Raw genomic sequence first — 17,280 nt, 5'->3', positions numbered from 1 at the left:
GGTAAGCCCACAGCGAAGCAGTTAACGCCAGAACTTAAATATCAGAACTTAAATATCAGAACTTAAATACCAGGACTTAAACACCTGAACTTAAACACCTGGACTCAAGCTCAGAGCTTAAGTGCGGCGTGGCGATTGACGTCTTTGTAGAGTAAGTAGCGAAATGGCCCTGGGCCACCGGCGTAACATGCCTGGGGACAGAATGCGCGCAGCCACATAAAGTCCCCAGCTTCTACCTCAACCCATTGCTGGTTAAGGTGATACACCGCTTTCCCTTCCAGCACGTAAAGCCCGTGCTCCATCACGTGGGTTTCATCAAAGGGAATCACCCCACCTGGCTGGAAAGTCACGATATTAACGTGCATGTCGTGGCGCACATCAGCAGGGTCGACAAAGCGTGTGGTTGCCCAGCGGCCTTCGGTACCCGGCATTTCAATGGGGGCAATATCCTGCTCATTGGTAACAAACGCCTTCGGTAAATCCAACCCTTCCACAAACTCATACGCCTTGCGAATCCAATGAAAACGCACGACAGCAGAAGACGCGTTGCGCACTTGCCAATGGCTACCCGGTGGAATAAACGCATAGCCACCCGAGCGCATTGTGTGGCGTTCGCCTTCCAATGTCAGCGTTAACTCGCCTTCCACGATAAACAGTATGCCTTCAGCCTGGGGGTCTAACTCCGGCTTTTCACTACCGCCCTCGGGCTGAACTTCCATAATGTATTGGGAGAACGTTTCAGCAAAGCCGGAAAGCGGACGCGCCAACACCCATAACCGCGTACCTTCCCAGAAAGGCAGGTTACTGGTGACGATATCGCGCATCACGCCTTTGGGGATCAACGCATACGCTTGCGTAAATACCGCGCGGTCTGCGGTTAGCTGTGTTTGCGGCGGATGCCCACCCGTAGGAGCGTAGTAAGAAGATTTATTCATTATTTTACCTTTCAGCGGGTTGGAGCGGGATGATGTTCTGCCCAATGACGCGCAATATCCACACGGCGAGCTACCCATACGCGGTCATGTGCCTCGATATGGTCTAAAAAGCGTTGCAGCGCACGGAAGCGGCCAGGACGCCCTAATAATCGACAGTGCATACCAATAGAGAGCATTTTGGGCGACTCATCTCCCTCAGCGTAAAGCACATCAAAGGCATCCCGCAGGTAAGTAAAGAAGTGATCCGCCGTATTAAAGCCTTGTGGGGCAGCAAAGCGCATATCATTAGTGTCGAGTGTATAGGGCACGATAAGGTGATTGTGCTCACTACCTTGGCTATCGGTCACAGAGGTCCAGAACGGCAGATCGTCACCGTAGTAGTCGCTATCGTAAAGGAAGCCACCTTCGTCCAGAATCAGCCGCCGCGTATTCGGGCTATCGCGCCCGGTATACCACCCTTCTGGCTTTTCACCATAGAGGCGCTGAAAGATGTCCATGGCTTTCTGCAAGTGCTCTCGCTCAACGTGCTCGGAGACTTCTTGGTAATGAATCCAGCGATAGCCGTGACAGGCAATTTCGTGCCCCAGCTGTTTAAACGCCTGGGCGACATCTGGATTGCGCTCTAGTGCCATAGCCACACCAAATACGGTCAATGGCAGGTCACGTTTTTCGAACTCACGCAGAATCCGCCAAACGCCGGCCCTCGAACCATATTCATAAATCGACTCCATACTTAGATGGCGATCTGGATAGCTGGTCGCGCCAATAATCTCAGATAGAAACTGCTCTGATCCTGCGTCGCCGTGAAGTACGCAGTTCTCTCCGCCTTCTTCGTAGTTCAACACAAACTGAACCGCAATTTTCGCGTTGCCGGGCCAATTAGCATGGGAAGGGGTGCGTCCATAACCGATAAGGTCACGTGGATAAGCATTCGATGGTCGGTCAGATGAAGGGGACATTCAGCGGCTCCTTAATACGATTGCAAACATCTGGTTATCAATCATTTTATTGATATCAAATATCTACAATAAATAAAATAATTGTATACAAAATAGCGTTTTTACATAACAACCGCAATCCAGCAGCTGCATAATTAGCTGAGATAATTAGCATTTTAAAACTACCAAGACGCTAACTTGTTGAAACCTGAACAATTGGTCAAGCCCCACCAACAGTTAAACGATACAAAAAGGCTTGCGATCCACACGAAACCACCCTATTTTCGTATACAAGATGCTCAATTTTGTCTACCAGCGAGCGAAAAGACATGCATATACGCATTATCAACCCAAACACAACAGCTTCAATGACGGCAGCCATGCATCAGGCTGCCCAACATCAGGCAGCGACATCAACAACCGTCACGGCCACCCAGCCCGATGCAGGGCCAGTGTCCATCGAGAGTCATTTTGATGAGGCTATTAGCGCGGTAGGCGTTGCCGAAGAAGTCCTTAAAGGCGAGCGTGAAGGCAACATTGATGCCTATGTGGTGGCCTGCTTTGGCGATCCCGGTTTACTCGCCGCTCGCGAACTCACCCGCGCGCCGGTAATCGGCATTGCAGAAGCTGCCTTTCACTTAGCCACATTAGTGAGCACGCGCTTCTCGATTGTCACGACGTTAGGACGTACTGGCATTATTGCAGAACACTTGCTTGAGCAGTATGGGTTCCGCCACCACTGCCGCCGTATACGTGCCGCTGAAATTCCGGTTCTCGATCTTGAACACCACCCCGATGCTGCCTTTAAGCGCATTGTCGAAGAGTGCTGTCGCGCTCGAGATGAAGACGGCATCGGTGCCATTGTCCTGGGCTGTGGTGGGATGGCGGGCTTAACCGCAGAGATTAGCCGCGAGGTTGGCCTACCAGTGATAGAAGGCGTTAGTGCCGCATTAAAGCTTGCCGAATCGTTGGTTAGCCTAGGTCTGCATACCAGCAAACACGGTGACCTGGACTACCCACGACCGAAAGCATTTACCGGCACGTTCTCTGAACTTTCCAACCTTCACTTCCCCTTAACAAGGTAAACACCAACTAAAACAAACACTCATAACTATGTATTTAAAGACAAGTTCTTGAAGATAAGCCATTAAAGACAAGCCCTTATAGACAGGCATTAAAAAACAACAACCCAAAAACTGCAGTCCCGTTAGCACGCCATGCCGCAAGCATCGCTTGGGCGCATAATGCGCTCAAGCTGCCAATAACATCGATAATCTTGCGAGGACGGAAACATGAGCAACTCCAACCCTGCTCTTACGTCAGAAGAACCATCTGTTGCGAACTCCGCAATGGGCAGCAAAGCACCGGGCGCTGAAAGCCTAGCGCCGCAAAGCACGCGAATTATGGGGCGAACCTCCTACTTTTTAGCCTGGTTTGGTGGGTGTGTCTCGATTGGCACCTTCGCCATGGGCTCCAGCGTAGTGGGCACCTTAAACCTGTTGCAGGCCACACTCGCTATTGCGATTGGCTGCTTTGTGATTGGCATTGCGCTAGCAATTAATGGCGCCGCTGGCTATAAATACGGCATTCCCTTTATGGTACAGGCACGTAGCGCCTTCGGTTTTACCGGCACCCGTATTCCTGGCTTGGTAAGGGCTGTGCCTGCGGTGGTGTGGTACGGCTTTCAAAGCTGGATTGGCGCAGGCGCGCTGAATATGGTGTCTGCCACCCTATTTGGCTTCGATAATTTAATCTTCTACTTTATTACCTTTCAGTTTCTGCAGATTGGCTTGTCGGTGCTGGGCTTTCAGGGCATTAAGTGGCTTGAGAATATCGGCAGCGTCTTTATTTTGCTTTCGCTGATGTATATGTTCTACGCCACGGTACAACGCTATGGCGATGAACTGTCGGCCAGCATTTTGACGATGGAAGGTTCTTGGGGCTTGCCATTTTGGAGCGCTACTATGTTGTTCCTTGGTATCTATAGCACCATGATGCTTAACGTTAGCGATTATTCGCGAGAGCATAAAAAAGGCACAAAACAAAGCTTGTTAACCACCATTTACGCCATGTCGATTCTACCCTGCACGCTGTTTATGGGCTTGATTGGCTACATGGTGTCAGAGGCGACGGGCACGGCAGACCCCATTCAGGTGTTTGCTAATGCCGTGGACAACACGCCCCTGTTAATGACCACACTGCTATTCATTGCCTTTGCTCAGGTAACCACCAACGTACTTAATAACGTGGTGCCACCCACCTACATATTGATGGACGTCTTCAAACTTAAGTTTCCGATTGCCACCATTATTGTTGGGTTACTGGCATTTGCCACGTTTCCTTGGAAGCTTGTGCAGCCTGAATCGGCCGCGGGCCTTCAGCTCTTTGTACAAACCTACTCGGCGTTTCTTGGCCCTATCTTTGCCATTCTCGTCGTGGATTACTACATCATCCGCCGCCGCACGCTGGATATCAGCAAACTTTACGATCCTTCCGGCCCCTATCAAGGCGTCAACCAAGCCGCCTTAATTGCAACCGTAGTGGGCATTGTGGCTGCGCTAACATTCTCTGCGATCTCTTGGTACGCAAGCCTAATACCAGCCGGACTAACCTACTTCCTATTGATGAAACATTGGTCTGTTTGCCAGCGGTTTAGCCAGTAACAAACCCTCTTATCTCGATAAGTCAGGAGCTACAAAAAAGCCCAGGTCGACAGACCTGGGCTTTTTCACTGGCTATTATTCGCTACGAAACATGCTTAGCCACCAAAAATCTGCTGCAGGTCTGGCACGTTCTCTTCCTCTTCGACCATCGACAGTGATGCCTCGATGGCCTTGAGGTGGCGGCTCATAAACGCTTTCGCCCGTTCACCGTTGCCCGCTTCCAGGTAGCCGATCAAATCATCGTGGTCGTGGGATTCACAGCCTAAGTGGCCACGATGACCGTACACCGCCAAAATCAGTGATGACCGTGAACACAGCCGCTCAACAAACTCAGCCAGCGTTGCGTTGCCCGAAAGCTGGGCAAGACGCACATGAAAGTCAGCAGACAGGCGGATAGCGACGCTTTGTTGACCATTGCGCAGCGCTTGGCGCTCTTGACGAGCCATTTCGCGCAGTTCAGCAGCTTCTTTCTCTCCGACACGCCTTGCCACGTCAGGCATCAGCCCGCACTCAATCATCTGGCGTGCATCAAACACATCCTTAGCCTCTTCGGCGGTAGGTCGTGTCACACTGGCACCGCGACGTGGCGTGAGCGTGACTAACTGCTCCAACGCTAAGCGCTGCAAAATTTTACGAATGCCGGTACGACTGATGCCAAAGACCTCTGACAAAGCGTCTTCACGCAGCCGAGCCCCCGGCTTTAGCCGCTGCTCTACAATAGCATCGCTGACCGCGCGATAGATTGACTCGTGACGCTCCTCGCCTTCTTTTTCCGAGGGTCTTTGCTTTAACGCCGCCTGCGCATCACTCATAAGGTCTCCTGTCTGCGACTTTAATCACTCCTCCCACGCAGCAATGATATCGCGCTCTTCATCACTCATGTTGGTGATATTGCCAAGTGGCATATACCGACTCGCAACCACTTGCTGAATTTGCCCTCGATGGCCCAGAATTTCCTCCCAAGTATCAAACGCGAAGCCTGCAGGCGGCGCTGAAAAACCGGCATGATCAGGGTTGCGAGCATGGCATTGAGTACAATGCTGATCAATTAACCCTGAAACTTGTGCTTGGCTGGGCGCCTCTGACGCGCTCGCATTACCTGCAGTAGGACTAGGTGCGGCCACCCAAAACGCTAATAGAATAAGCCCTATCCCAACGGCAGGATAGGCAGGCTGCGTTTTTCCTGCGTGCATTAATACAAAGAACTGCCTAATGAGGGCACCGGCAAAAATAAACAGCACCATAACCACCCAGGAAAGCTCATGGGAGTAGATAAACGAGTAGTGATTGCTCACCATCAAAAGCACGACTGGCAATGTAAAGTAGGTGTTATGCACCGAACGTTGCTTGCCCCGCTTGCCATCTAATGGGTTAGGCGCCTCGCCTGCTTTCATGGCTTTCACCATGCGGCGTTGGCCCGGAATAATCCAAAAAAATACGTTGGCTGACATTGCGGTGGCCATCACAGCCCCCGTTAATAAAAAGGCGGCACGCCCGGTAAACATCTGGGTGCTTAAATAGGCGACTACGATCATCATCACTGCAACTGCAACGCTAAGAAGGCCGTCGCGGTTCATGTTAGGGCTTATGCGTTTACATAGCTCGTTGTAGACCACCCAACCACCGAGCAAGAAAGCCAACGCCAGCAAATTGGCCTGCCAGCCGATCATGCCAGCTGCCCACGCCCAGTTGCTGCTGGGGTTAACAAGATAGAAGCCTGGGTTTGCCATATAAAGGATAACGAACAAGGCAAACCCCGACAGCCACGTCGTATAGGCTTTCCAGAACGACCAGTGAAGATCATTCGGCAGCTTTGCAGGCGCAGTAGCGTACTTTTGATTATGGTAGAAACCGCCGCCATGCACGGCCCACATCTCTCCAAATACGCCTTTTTCACGATCTTCGGCTGCTTTTGGCGTTCTTAATCCATTATCCAGCATGACGAAATAAATTGACTCACCAATCCAAGCAATGGCCGCAATAACGTGCAGCCACCGCAATAATAAATTAGCAAAATCAATAATATATGCTTGCATAAACACGTCCTAACGGGTTTGTCTGGAAACTCGGAGAGCGAAGATCAGGCTAGGCAAACAGCCGCAAAAAGGCGGCGTTTACAATGTGTAAATGAGTACTTTGAGCCGATTTTTAACAACGTATGGCCAAGTGCAGTCAGTTTGCTGACAAAGCGTTAGCTTCCACGGTAGGTGGAGTAACTATAAGGAGATAGCAGCAGCGGCACATGATAGTGCTGACTGGCATCCGCCACGCCAAAACGTAAAGGAATAACGTCTAAAAAGCGCGGCTCTTGGGCAACAATGCGTTGGGCGCGTAAATAGTCGCCTGCGTGAAAAACCAGCTCATACTCGCCCACCGTGAGGGCATCCCCCTCCAAAATAGGCGCATCGCAACGGCCATCGCTGTTGGTGACAACACTGCCTAAATGCTCACGCGTATTCCCTGACAGGCGAAATACCTCAATAGTAATCCCCTGACCAGGCTGTCCTTTAGCAGTATCCAGTACATGGGTGGTTAACCGTCCCATAGCCACTCCTCAATTATCTTGTTTGTTGATGTTGTCTAACCTATTGGTCAAAGAGTACCGTTGATGCTATTTATTGTATACAGTATTTCCATTATTCAACACGCCGGAGAGATTTAGTGTCTACCTCGACATCACTCACGCTTTCGCCTGCCCCAAGCGCATGTAGCTTGGAAACCTTCACCCAACATTACGGAGATGTGTACGAACATTCTCCCTGGGTGGCGGAAGCTGCCTGGAAAGAAGGATTAAGCCAAAAGCATGACGCGCCGGACGCGCTGGCCGATCTAATGGGACTTATGCTGCAGCGGGCAACCCCTGAGCAGCAAATTGCTGTTATTCAGGCTCACCCTGACCTAGCAGGCAAAGCAGCAATGTCGGGTGAGCTGACTCAAGACTCTACTCGCGAACAAGCAGGTGCTGGACTAGATCAATGTACGCCAGACGAGTTTGCCCGCTTCGAACAATTTAACGCCGATTACAAAGGCAAGTTTGGCTTCCCCTTCGTGATTGCCGTGAAGGGGCTTGATCGTCATGCCATTTTGGCCGCATTTGAAACACGTTTAAGCAATGGCTTAGCTGAGGAACGTGAAACGGCGATCAAAGAGATTATCCGTATCGCTCGCTTTCGACTGAATGTGCGAGCTGAACAGCCGTTGTCGTAATGACCGCGCCATCTAAAAAAATATTCGGCCATAGTTTACGCAGACAGAATTGCCTTACATCCCACTCGCAAGGCAGCACCTCTAAAACGCTTACAGACGTATGTAAACAAAAATGCCGCACCTTGACGGTGCGGCATTTCAACTATCAATCGTTTATCTAATGCTAATGCAAGCGATGTTACTGCTTGGCGGTTTCCACTGCCTTCTTAGTGGACTCTTCCGCCATTTTCTTGCTTTCTTGCATAAAGTCTTGGCTGATAGAGGTGACTTTTTCAGAGTCTCCTTTCATGCGCTCCATCAGATCAGACGCTGTTTTTTGCTGACTTTCCATGGCTTTTTTGAAGCTGTCGGAATCTTTAACGTCTAACCATGTACGAGCCTGAGCAATCGTCATGTCGGAGTAAGCACGGGCTGCATCCATTTGCGCGCTGACGACCTGCTGATAGTAATCTAGCGCTGCCAGGGTGTAAGAACGCATTGGCGATACGAAGGCAGACTCAAACTGCTGGGTGGATTTCTCTGCGGCCTTGTTCATCACATAATCTCCTTAAATGAGCTAACAATAGTCGACACGCATTGATGAGCGGTCGATGTTCAGGCGATTGCCTTTACTGACAACATTGCCTTTACTGACAACAAAGCTAGCAGTGGTTTTTGTGCAGCGCAACATGGTTTTTTTCATAACCTTGCACCACGTTATCTACGACAACAACGTCACCCACCCACCAATCATTATTTAGCAATTACCAAACAAGGTTTTACGTGCCTGCGCATCCACTTCGCCCCCCGCCTGCGGGTTAACGTCTTCGATCAAAGAATAAGCCTTTCGAACAGCAGGACGTTGCGCCACTTCATTAAACCACCGCTCCAGGTCAGGAAACTCTTCAAGTGTTTGGCACTGCTTCTCCCACGGCACAATCCAAGGATAAATCGCCATATCTGCAATGGAGTAACGATCACCACCCACGTAATGCTGCTGGGATAGACGTTGATCTAGCACGCTATACAAGCGATGGGTCTCGCGAACGTAACGGCCAACAGCGTATTCAATTTTCTGCGGTGCGTACTGGCAAAAATGATGGTTCTGGCCCGCCATCGGACCTAACCCACCCACTTGCCAATGAAGCCATTGCAGCACGACATAGCGCTCACGCCCCTCAGGGGGCAGGAACTGACCACACTTGTCGGCCAAATATTCCAAAATAGCACCCGACTCAAACAGAGCTAGGGGCTGACCGCCGTCTTGAGGCGCATGATCAACAATAGCGGGAATACGATTATTAGGCGCAATGGTTAAAAATTCAGGATCAAATTGCTCGCCACGCCCTATATTAATAGGATTTACCCGATAATGAAGCTTAGCTTCTTCAAGCATGATGGAGATTTTGTGGCCATTGGGAGTTGTCCAGTAATACAGGTCAATCATTGCCATCTCCTCTCACACAGTCGGCCTCAACCGCTTGTGTGGCTTTACTAATACGAATGATTGGTACGGGCGGCTTAGCCGCCGCTCAGCACATTATAGATCACGAATAGTGACGGCCTTACCAGCAACCGCGTCGTGCACCTCCAGCATACGCTTAAACCATTCATCCACCGGATCATTAGCATCAACTAATGGCTCAAGTGACACGGTATATGCCCACATCATGCTGCCAAATAGTAGGTAATCTGCTCCACTAGGTACTTCACCATCTAAAAATGGGCTAGCCCGAAGCTGATCACGCACAGGGGCCAACAACTGTTTCAGCTGCGCCCGCCCCTGCTCTGGGTTATTAACGTCTTCTAGCCGCATACCAAAACGGGCTTCGCGAGTCTCTCTAAAGTAAGCACGATCGTCGGGATGAATGGCCTCTAGTAAATCCATTGCAACGGTTCGAAAAAGTGCCGGCGTAACGCTACGCTCAACATAGAGCTTAAAAAAGTGGACACGCTGATAGCTCACCCCTTCTCCCAAGATTGGTTTGGTGGGGTAGGCTTTATCTAAGTAACGCATGATGTCGAAGCTATCGGTGACAACAGTGTCACCATCGGTTAACACAGGCACTTTTTCGTAATCTGCAAAGGCAAGCGCCTCTTTATCACGAAAACGCCAAGGCACCGTTGTATATTCCAGACCTTTGTGAGCCAGAGCCATACGAACGCGCCAGCAGTAGGGAGAAAAACGTAAGCGTTCATCGCGTCCGCATAAGTCATAAAGGGTAATTGCCACTGTGGAGGCCTCCTCGTTGTTAAAACCCGTTGTTAAGAACTGTCGTTAAAACCTGTCGTTAAAACCTGTTGTTAAAACTCATTATTAAGACTAATTTTTAAAGCTAATTGTTAAAAAAGAAATACAGGCTGACAACAATGAGCGCAAGCCAACAAGTACACAAGGGGGGATATTCCCTAGCGACGAGCATTATCCTGGAGCAATCGCATAACCTGAACGGGCGAGAAGCTTTCTCTTCTTTCGTTCGCCCCCTACTGCTCACTTACCTGTACCGCTCACTTAGATGAAAACTGTACTGTCTATTAGTCTAATAGCGAGTTGGCAGACCTCATGCTCGAAGAAAACTTAAAAACAAATAAAAACAAATCGTTAAATTTAAAAAAATGGTACAAGACCTATACCTACAACCCTCACTAACTGGTAAGACCAATTATCCAATATAGCCATTTTTTCTGCCTAATCGTATCTTTCGCAATGACCCGACCAGCATTTCCACAAACCGCTGGCATCTGCCGAGCACACTAAATCAATAACAAGGGGCCATTCCTAACATGAATGAAACAACACTTGCTCTTCTGGCATTTCTGCCGCTGTTGCTTGCCGGTATTCTGCTCATTGGTTTTAAAATACCCGCAAAAATAGCGATGCCAATTATTTTCCTGACGGCAGCCATTATTGGTCTAACCGCTTGGGACATGTCTTTTAGTCGCGTTGCCGCGTCCACCATTCAAGGGCTGATTCAAACCGCAGGCCTTCTGTGGATTATCTTTGGCGCTATCTTGCTGCTGAATACACTCAAGCATTCTGGCGGCATCACTGCGATTCGTAACGGGTTTTCAGGCATTAGTCCTGACCGCCGCGTTCAGGCACTGATTGTTGCCTGGCTATTTGGCTGCTTCATTGAAGGGGCTTCCGGCTTCGGCACACCCGCCGCAGTGGCTGCACCACTGATGGTAGCGCTTGGTTTCCCTGCTCTTGCAGCGGTGGTTGTCGGCATGATGATCCAGTCCACACCGGTTTCTTTTGGTGCCGTTGGCACGCCGGTTGTTGTTGGTGTGGGTAGTGGACTTGATCGCGCAGGCATTACTGCCCAACTAGAAGCAAACGGTTCTACATGGGACGTATTTTTCCAGCAAATCACTAGCTCTGTCGCCATCACTCACGGCATCGTGGGTATTTTAATGCCTTTGATTCTGGTATTGGTTATGGTGCGCTTCTTTGGTGCTAACCGCTCCTGGAAAGAAGGTTTATCTATAACGCCTTTTGCGATCTTCACGGGCGTTTCGTTCGTCGTACCTTACATGCTGGTAGGCGTTCTATTAGGCCCAGAATTTCCTTCAATGATAGGCGCCATGGTGGGCTTAGCAGTTGTTGTACCCGCTGCTCGCAAAGGCTTCCTGCTGCCGAAAGACACCTGGGACTTCCCTGAATCAACCTCCTGGCCAGATGAATGGATCGGCAACCTAAAAATCAAGTTGGATGACGTCGCTGGCAACGCGCCAATGTCGACATTCAAAGGCTGGATTCCTTACGTCCTACTCGCCATATTCTTGGTTGCTTCACGCATCGTGGAACCACTAAAAGCCGCGTTAACCTCTGTTAGTTTGAGCTGGAATAACATTCTAGGCGAGGCCGGTGTCAACGGTAGTTTACAGCCACTCTATTTACCCGGCGGCATCATCATCGCGGTGGTCATCGTTACTTATTTCTTGCACCGCATGAACCCGCAGAAAATCAGCGCGGCAGTGTCTGAATCCACTAGAACCATCTTCGGCGCTGGCTTTGTCTTGGTATTCACCGTTCCGATGGTGCGCATCCTGATCAACTCCGGTGTGAATGGTGCAGACCTTGTGTCAATGCCTGTCATGATGGCTCAAGCGGTCGCTAATAACGTGGGCGGCATTTATCCCTTCTTCGCGCCTGCAGTTGGGGCTATGGGTGCTTTTATTGCCGGGTCAAATACTGTTTCTAATCTGATGCTGGCGGAATTCCAGTTTAACGTTGCTGAAACGCTTGGAATGTCTACGGCAATGATGGTGTCGCTGCAAGCAGTCGGTGCCGCGGCAGGCAACATGATTGCAATTCACAACGTGGTTGCTGCGTCTGCGACGGTTGGTCTGCTAGGCCGCGAAGGCACAACGATTCGTAAAACAATTATTCCCACAATCTACTATCTGATCTTTGCTGGGATCATTGCACTGATTGCTTTCTATGTAATTGGTATCACCGACCCGTTGATGTGACGAGGGAACGTTAGTCGACATTCAGTGATCTACGCTGGGTAGCCTTCGGGCTACCCAGCAGCCCACTAGACAGGCTTTACTGGTTAGCAATTTAAGTTAAGCGGCATCGACATGTCGTTGGCATTTTCACAGTATGTAAAAGTTTTCCAGCGTCGCTTTAGTTATTTATGGAAAGCTTTTCCATAAAGTGATTAGATACCTTCTGCCCTCCTCACCCACAGGAGCTAACATGAACATTCTTTTCGATGAACGCCTCGATGGCGAATTCATACACCGCGATAAAGCAGACGTATTAGACGACCTGCAAAACGCCGTGCCGTCCTTAACACTGCTTCACCGTGAAGAGGATTTACACCCCTTTGAGTGTGATGGCCTAGCTGCATATCGCATCCTGCCTATGCTGGTCGCATTACCTGATACGCTGGAACAGGTAGAAGGTCTTTTAAGGCGCTGCCATGCATTAGGTGTTCCCGTTGTTACTCGTGGCGCAGGCACGGGGCTTTCAGGCGGTGCTTTACCGCTTGAACGAGGCGTTCTACTGGTCATGTCGCGCTTCAACACCATCATCGACGTTGACCCAGATGCTCGCGTTGCACGCGTACAACCAGGCGTGCGCAATTTAGCTATTTCTGAAGCTGCCGCCCCGTATGGGCTCTATTATGCGCCCGACCCGTCCTCCCAGATTGCTTGTTCCATTGGCGGCAACGTGGCGGAGAACGCAGGAGGGGTGCACTGCCTCAAGTATGGGTTAACTGTTCATAACGTGATGCGCGTTGATGTTATGACGATTGAAGGCGAGCGCATGACGCTGGGTTCCGAAGCACTAGATGCCCCGGGCTTTGATCTGCTCGCGCTAATGAATGGCTCTGAAGGCATGCTGGGCGTTGTCACTGAAATCACCGTCAAACTACTGCCAAAACCCGAAACCGCCAAAGTACTCATGGCCAGCTTTGACGACATAGAGAAAGCGGGCCGTGCTGTAGGCGACATTATTGCAGCGGGGATCATTCCTGGCGGGTTAGAAATGATGGATAAACTTGCCATCAAGGCTGCAGAAGATTTCATCAAGGCCGGTTATCCCGTGGAAGCAGAAGCTATTCTGCTCTGTGAGCTAGATGGCGTTGAAGCAGATGTGGACGATGATTGCCAAACCGTTCGTCGAGTCTTAGAAAAAGCCGGAGCAACCGATATCCAGCTGGCTCGCGATGAGGCTGAGCGCGCCAAATTCTGGGCAGGGCGCAAAAATGCCTTTCCCGCCGTAGGCCGCATGTCACCTGACTACTACTGCATGGATGGCACGATTCCACGCCGCGAACTCCCCCGGGTTCTTAAAGGTATAGCAGCCCTGTCGCAAGAGAGCGGTTTGGCGATTGCCAACGTCTTCCACGCCGGTGACGGCAATATGCACCCACTGATTCTGTTTGATGCCAATAAAGAGGGTCAATTAACCCTGGCAGAGAACGTAGGCGGAAAAATTCTTGAGCTATGCGTGGCGGCGGGCGGTTCTATCACTGGTGAGCACGGTGTCGGCCGCGAAAAAATCAATCAGATGTGTAGTCAGTTTCAATCCGATGAACTAACGGTATTCCATGCATTAAAAGCCGCTTTCGATCCACAGCGCTTACTTAACCCAGGGAAAAATATTCCCACCCTGGCGCGCTGTGCCGAGTTTGGTGCAATGCATGTGCACAACAACGAACTACCGCATCCGGAACTGCCACGCTTCTGATGCCACTCCTAGGCAACTAACCACTAGGACGCATAATTATTAGGAATCACCATGACTGAACTAGCGATACATGCTGCCGATCGAGATATCGCTGATGACCTGTGCGAGCAGGTACGCAGCGCCTATACCGACCGCACGCCACTGCGCATAGTAGGTGGCGATACTCGCGCTTTTTACGGCCGCCCGGTAGAAGGCAATGCCCTAAACATGGCGGCTCATAGCGGTATTGTTTCTTATGACCCGGTTGAACTTGTTGTTACCGTTCGTGCCGGTACGCGGTTAAGCGCACTCAACGCAGCCCTAGCCGAAAAGAATCAAATGCTGGCCTTTGAGCCTCCGGCGTTCAGCGATGCCAGCACTATTGGCGGCGCAGTTGCCACCGGCATGTCTGGCCCACGCCGCCCATGGGCTGGCGCAGCGAGAGACTTTGTCTTAGGTACACGCGTGATCACCCAGGAAGGCAAACTATTGCGCTTTGGCGGTGAAGTCATGAAAAACGTCGCGGGATACGACCTGTCACGCTTGATGGCAGGTGCCCAGGGCACGCTCGGTGTGATCTCTGATATCTCGTTTAAAGTACTCCCCCTTCCTACCGCCAGCCACAGTCTACGACTAAGCATCGACCTTGAAGATGCCTTGGTCAAACTCGCCGAACTAGGACGACAGCCGCTGCCTATTACCGCTGCCGGATGGCACGCAGGCGAACTATTTATTCGCCTGGAAGGTGGCACAAGCTCAGTTAACGCGACCAAGGAACGTCTGGGTGGCGAATCATTGGCCAGCGACTTTTGGCAGCAATTACGCGACCATCAGCACGCATTTTTCAGCTTGAAAGAAGGGCAGTCGTTGTGGCGCTTATCATTACCACCCAATACCCCGCCGCTAACCGTGGATATTCCTCAAAGCGATATCTTCTATGATTGGGGCGGCAGCCAGCGATGGCTCAAAACCGATGTGGCGGCTGATACGCTACGCACGGCTTGCCAGCAAGTGGGTGGTCATGCCACTTGTTTTACCCCCTACGCCCAAGGCGGAGCAGAATCACCGTTTACCCCGCTCAACCCGGTGGTCGAAAAGTATCATCGCAACCTGAAGGCCGAGTTGGATGCCTACGGCATTTTCAATCCAGGCCGGCTTTATGCGGCGTTTTAATCAGGAGAGCTGACATGCAGACGCACTTTACCGATGCTGACCGCCAAAAACCGCATATTCAGGAGGCCGAGCGTATTCTGCGCACTTGCGTACACTGCGGCTTTTGCAATGCCACCTGCCCCACCTATCAACTGCTAGGCGACGAGCGGGATGGGCCACGCGGGCGCATCTATTTAATGAAAGAGCTATTGGAAAGCCGCGATGACGATGATCAGGTGACGGAAGAAACACGCCTGCATTTAGACCGCTGTTTGTCCTGCCGAAATTGCGAAACCACGTGTCCTTCTGGCGTGGAATATCACAAACTTTTGGATATCGGACGTGCCGAAATCGACCGTCGCGTTCCTCGCCCATTAGCTGACCGCGCCCAACGCTATGCGCTGCGTAAAATGCTGGTAGACGCCAAGCGCTTCAAGGCACTGCTAACCCTAGGGCAGACTTTCAAACCCCTGATACCCACCAAGCTACGCAGTAAAATGCCTCCGGCACCGATAGACGCCGGGCAACGACCCAATAGTCAACATCACATACGCAAAGTGCTAATATTGGAAGGCTGCGTTCAACCAGGCTTGTCCCCGAATACTAATGCAGCGACCGCTCGACTTTTAGATCGACTCGGCATTAGCGTGACCCCCATCAGCGAAGCAGGCTGCTGCGGAGCCATTGATTTCCACCTCAATGCCCAGGAAGATGGCCGAGTTCGCATGCGTGCCAATATCGATGCGTGGTGGCCTCAGATTGAACAGGGTGCGGAAGCCATTGTTCAGACGGCCAGCGGTTGCGGCGCATTTGTCAAAGAGTATGGTGACATGCTTAAAGACGATCCTGAGTATGCCGAGAAAGCGCAAAAAATCAGCGCGCTAGCGAAAGATATTGTAGAAATACTGCGCGATGAACCAATAGAGAAGCTGCAGTTGAAAGAGCACCAACGTCTCGCATTTCACTGCCCTTGCACACTACAACACGCCCAGAAGCTTAATGGTGCTGTTGAAGGCGTGCTCAGTAAGCTGGGGTTCGCGCTAACACCGGTAAAAGACGCACATTTATGCTGTGGCTCTGCAGGCACCTACTCGGTTACTCAACCGGAGCTTGCCACACAGCTGCGCGACAATAAGCTCAATGCGTTGGAAGCGAGCAACCCAGAGGTTATTGTCACTGCCAATATTGGCTGCCAAACCCACCTTGCCAGCGCCAATCGCACCCCGGTACGGCACTGGGTGGAAGTGGTTGATGCTGCCCTGGTATAAACACTGATTCACTTGGCCGCGCTAACCCGCTTTTATAAGCGTAAACGGCGCGGCACGTTATTCCCCTAGATAAAAAGGAACGTTTGATGCAAACCAAAGCTGTTCTCGGCCAAGCCGATGTCATTCAGGTACTAGACGCTGCTCAAAAAGAAGCCGATAACAACGGATGGCCAGTGACGATTGCCGTAACTGATGACGGTGGCCACTTGCTTGCTCTGCGCCGCTTGGACAATGCCGCGCCTTTCAGTGCAGATGTTGCTACGCAAAAAGCGCGCAGCGCTGCGCTGGGCCGTAAAGAAACACACGTTTTTGAGGAGATGATTAACGGCGGCCGCACCGCATTTTTGTCTGCGCCGCTACAAGGCCTGCTATCAGGGGGTGTTCCCATCACAGTTGATGGCAATGTCGTGGGGGCTGTCGGCATCTCGGGCGTGAAGCCTGACCAAGATGTACAGATTGCCAAAGCAGGCGTAAGCGCTATCGCCTAACGCTAGCGTGCAGCTTAACGGCTGCACGCAATACATTTGAAGTATATGTATTAGAATTACTTAAATTAGAATTAATTATATTTTAAACACCTACACTTTAAGCGTGACATTTCAATCATTTGCGTTCCAAACAATTATATTTTTAAGAACGCGCACCTGAAATACTAAATTAAACGCATTAAAAAAGCCCAGATCAATGATCTGGGCTTTTAAGAATTTATTCGACTAAAACAATAAGTCGAGGAGTGCTTTAATGGCGGACCGGACGAGACTCGAACTCGCGACCTCCGGCGTGACAGGCCGGCATTCTAACCGACTGAACTACCGGTCCGCGTTAAGACACTTTTTCTTCACCATGAAACTACTATTTTAAAGCGGTTCAGAGGCGCTTCGAAACATCAGCTAAATGGTGGGTGGTACTGGGTTCGAACCAGTGACCCCCAGCTTGTAAGGCTGGTGCTCTCCC

16 protein-coding genes and 1 tRNA gene are annotated in these 17,280 nt (G+C 50.8%); 8 read left to right on the top strand and 9 right to left on the bottom strand.

Annotated features, from left to right (window positions below):
* Positions 1-110: 110 nt before the first annotated feature.
* On the bottom strand, positions 111-935 hold the full coding sequence (locus tag ELY33_RS16210; protein WP_126948943.1) for a bifunctional allantoicase/(S)-ureidoglycine aminohydrolase: 825 nt from the start codon (positions 933-935) through the stop codon (positions 111-113).
* A gap of 11 nt (positions 936-946) precedes the next feature.
* Positions 947-1,894, bottom strand: coding sequence for an allantoinase PuuE (gene puuE, locus ELY33_RS16205; RefSeq protein WP_126948942.1), 948 nt, complete (start codon positions 1,892-1,894; stop codon positions 947-949).
* A gap of 308 nt (positions 1,895-2,202) precedes the next feature.
* Here puuE and ELY33_RS16200 point away from each other — a divergent pair, with 308 nt between their 5' ends.
* A complete protein-coding gene (locus tag ELY33_RS16200) occupies positions 2,203-2,958 on the top strand; it encodes an aspartate/glutamate racemase family protein (RefSeq protein ID WP_126948941.1) in 756 nt (251 codons plus the stop codon).
* Positions 2,959-3,165: 207 nt separating this feature from the next.
* Positions 3,166-4,536, top strand: coding sequence for an NCS1 family transporter (locus ELY33_RS16195; protein WP_126948940.1), 1,371 nt, complete (start codon positions 3,166-3,168; stop codon positions 4,534-4,536).
* Between the two features lie 95 nt (positions 4,537-4,631).
* Here ELY33_RS16195 and ELY33_RS16190 read toward each other — a convergent pair whose 3' ends face one another.
* From ELY33_RS16190 to uraH, 3 genes are all read right to left on the bottom strand, one after another.
* Positions 4,632-5,348 (bottom strand): GntR family transcriptional regulator, encoded by a 717-nt coding sequence (locus ELY33_RS16190; RefSeq protein ID WP_126948939.1) that lies wholly within the window; start codon positions 5,346-5,348, stop codon positions 4,632-4,634.
* A gap of 24 nt (positions 5,349-5,372) precedes the next feature.
* Complete coding sequence (locus tag ELY33_RS16185; RefSeq protein ID WP_126948938.1) at positions 5,373-6,572, bottom strand: urate hydroxylase PuuD; 1,200 nt, start codon at positions 6,570-6,572, stop codon at positions 5,373-5,375.
* A 155-nt stretch (positions 6,573-6,727) separates the two neighbouring features.
* Complete coding sequence (gene uraH / locus ELY33_RS16180) at positions 6,728-7,081, bottom strand: hydroxyisourate hydrolase (protein ID WP_126948937.1); 354 nt, start codon at positions 7,079-7,081, stop codon at positions 6,728-6,730.
* A gap of 116 nt (positions 7,082-7,197) precedes the next feature.
* On the opposite strand from uraH, the gene uraD reads away from it, so the two are divergent.
* The gene (gene uraD / locus ELY33_RS16175; protein ID WP_126948936.1) at positions 7,198-7,743 is read left to right on the top strand and encodes a 2-oxo-4-hydroxy-4-carboxy-5-ureidoimidazoline decarboxylase; all 546 of its coding nucleotides are present in this window, start codon (positions 7,198-7,200) and stop codon (positions 7,741-7,743) included.
* A 178-nt stretch (positions 7,744-7,921) separates the two neighbouring features.
* On the opposite strand, the gene ELY33_RS16170 is transcribed toward uraD, so the two are convergent.
* The 3 genes from ELY33_RS16170 to ELY33_RS16160 form a co-directional block, all read right to left on the bottom strand.
* Positions 7,922-8,278, bottom strand: coding sequence for a phasin family protein (locus tag ELY33_RS16170; RefSeq protein WP_126948935.1), 357 nt, complete (start codon positions 8,276-8,278; stop codon positions 7,922-7,924).
* A 201-nt stretch (positions 8,279-8,479) separates the two neighbouring features.
* Entirely contained in the window at positions 8,480-9,169 is a 690-nt protein-coding gene (locus tag ELY33_RS16165; RefSeq protein ID WP_126948934.1) for a glutathione binding-like protein, read from the bottom strand.
* A 93-nt stretch (positions 9,170-9,262) separates the two neighbouring features.
* Positions 9,263-9,955, bottom strand: coding sequence for a glutathione S-transferase family protein (locus ELY33_RS16160; protein WP_126948933.1), 693 nt, complete (start codon positions 9,953-9,955; stop codon positions 9,263-9,265).
* 551 nt (positions 9,956-10,506) lie between these two features.
* Between ELY33_RS16160 and ELY33_RS16155 the strand changes: the two genes are divergently transcribed.
* The 5 genes from ELY33_RS16155 (at position 10,507) to ELY33_RS16135 (ending at position 16,814) form a co-directional block, all read left to right on the top strand.
* Positions 10,507-12,198 (top strand): L-lactate permease, encoded by a 1,692-nt coding sequence (locus ELY33_RS16155; RefSeq protein ID WP_126948932.1) that lies wholly within the window; start codon positions 10,507-10,509, stop codon positions 12,196-12,198.
* 229 nt (positions 12,199-12,427) lie between these two features.
* Complete coding sequence (gene glcD, locus ELY33_RS16150) at positions 12,428-13,927, top strand: glycolate oxidase subunit GlcD (RefSeq protein ID WP_126948931.1); 1,500 nt, start codon at positions 12,428-12,430, stop codon at positions 13,925-13,927.
* Between the two features lie 51 nt (positions 13,928-13,978).
* The gene (gene glcE / locus ELY33_RS16145; RefSeq protein WP_126948930.1) at positions 13,979-15,079 is read left to right on the top strand and encodes a glycolate oxidase subunit GlcE; all 1,101 of its coding nucleotides are present in this window, start codon (positions 13,979-13,981) and stop codon (positions 15,077-15,079) included.
* Between the two features lie 14 nt (positions 15,080-15,093).
* The gene (glcF, locus tag ELY33_RS16140) at positions 15,094-16,326 is read left to right on the top strand and encodes a glycolate oxidase subunit GlcF (protein WP_126948929.1); all 1,233 of its coding nucleotides are present in this window, start codon (positions 15,094-15,096) and stop codon (positions 16,324-16,326) included.
* An 86-nt stretch (positions 16,327-16,412) separates the two neighbouring features.
* Entirely contained in the window at positions 16,413-16,814 is a 402-nt protein-coding gene (locus ELY33_RS16135) for a GlcG/HbpS family heme-binding protein (RefSeq protein ID WP_126948928.1), read from the top strand.
* A 254-nt stretch (positions 16,815-17,068) separates the two neighbouring features.
* Here ELY33_RS16135 and ELY33_RS16130 read toward each other — a convergent pair.
* Positions 17,069-17,145, bottom strand: a tRNA-Asp gene (locus ELY33_RS16130).
* Positions 17,146-17,280 lie beyond the last annotated feature (135 nt).

The organism is Vreelandella andesensis (assembly GCF_003989795.1).
Classification (GTDB): Bacteria; Pseudomonadota; Gammaproteobacteria; order Pseudomonadales; family Halomonadaceae; genus Vreelandella; species Vreelandella andesensis.
Note: the sequence above shows the minus strand (reverse complement) of the source record. Positions and strands in the feature narration are given on the sequence as shown.

Coding starts and splice junctions, on each gene's coding strand:
- ELY33_RS16210 (WP_126948943.1), bottom strand. CDS start 935: ATGAATAAATCTTCTTACTACGCTCCTACGGGTGGGCATCCGCCGCAA.
- puuE (WP_126948942.1), bottom strand. CDS start 1,894: ATGTCCCCTTCATCTGACCGACCATCGAATGCTTATCCACGTGACCTT.
- ELY33_RS16200 (WP_126948941.1), top strand. CDS start 2,203: ATGCATATACGCATTATCAACCCAAACACAACAGCTTCAATGACGGCA.
- ELY33_RS16195 (WP_126948940.1), top strand. CDS start 3,166: ATGAGCAACTCCAACCCTGCTCTTACGTCAGAAGAACCATCTGTTGCG.
- ELY33_RS16190 (WP_126948939.1), bottom strand. CDS start 5,348: ATGAGTGATGCGCAGGCGGCGTTAAAGCAAAGACCCTCGGAAAAAGAA.
- ELY33_RS16185 (WP_126948938.1), bottom strand. CDS start 6,572: ATGCAAGCATATATTATTGATTTTGCTAATTTATTATTGCGGTGGCTG.
- uraH (WP_126948937.1), bottom strand. CDS start 7,081: ATGGGACGGTTAACCACCCATGTACTGGATACTGCTAAAGGACAGCCT.
- ELY33_RS16170 (WP_126948935.1), bottom strand. CDS start 8,278: ATGAACAAGGCCGCAGAGAAATCCACCCAGCAGTTTGAGTCTGCCTTC.
- ELY33_RS16165 (WP_126948934.1), bottom strand. CDS start 9,169: ATGATTGACCTGTATTACTGGACAACTCCCAATGGCCACAAAATCTCC.
- ELY33_RS16155 (WP_126948932.1), top strand. CDS start 10,507: ATGAATGAAACAACACTTGCTCTTCTGGCATTTCTGCCGCTGTTGCTT.
- glcD (WP_126948931.1), top strand. CDS start 12,428: ATGAACATTCTTTTCGATGAACGCCTCGATGGCGAATTCATACACCGC.
- glcE (WP_126948930.1), top strand. CDS start 13,979: ATGACTGAACTAGCGATACATGCTGCCGATCGAGATATCGCTGATGAC.
- glcF (WP_126948929.1), top strand. CDS start 15,094: ATGCAGACGCACTTTACCGATGCTGACCGCCAAAAACCGCATATTCAG.
- ELY33_RS16135 (WP_126948928.1), top strand. CDS start 16,413: ATGCAAACCAAAGCTGTTCTCGGCCAAGCCGATGTCATTCAGGTACTA.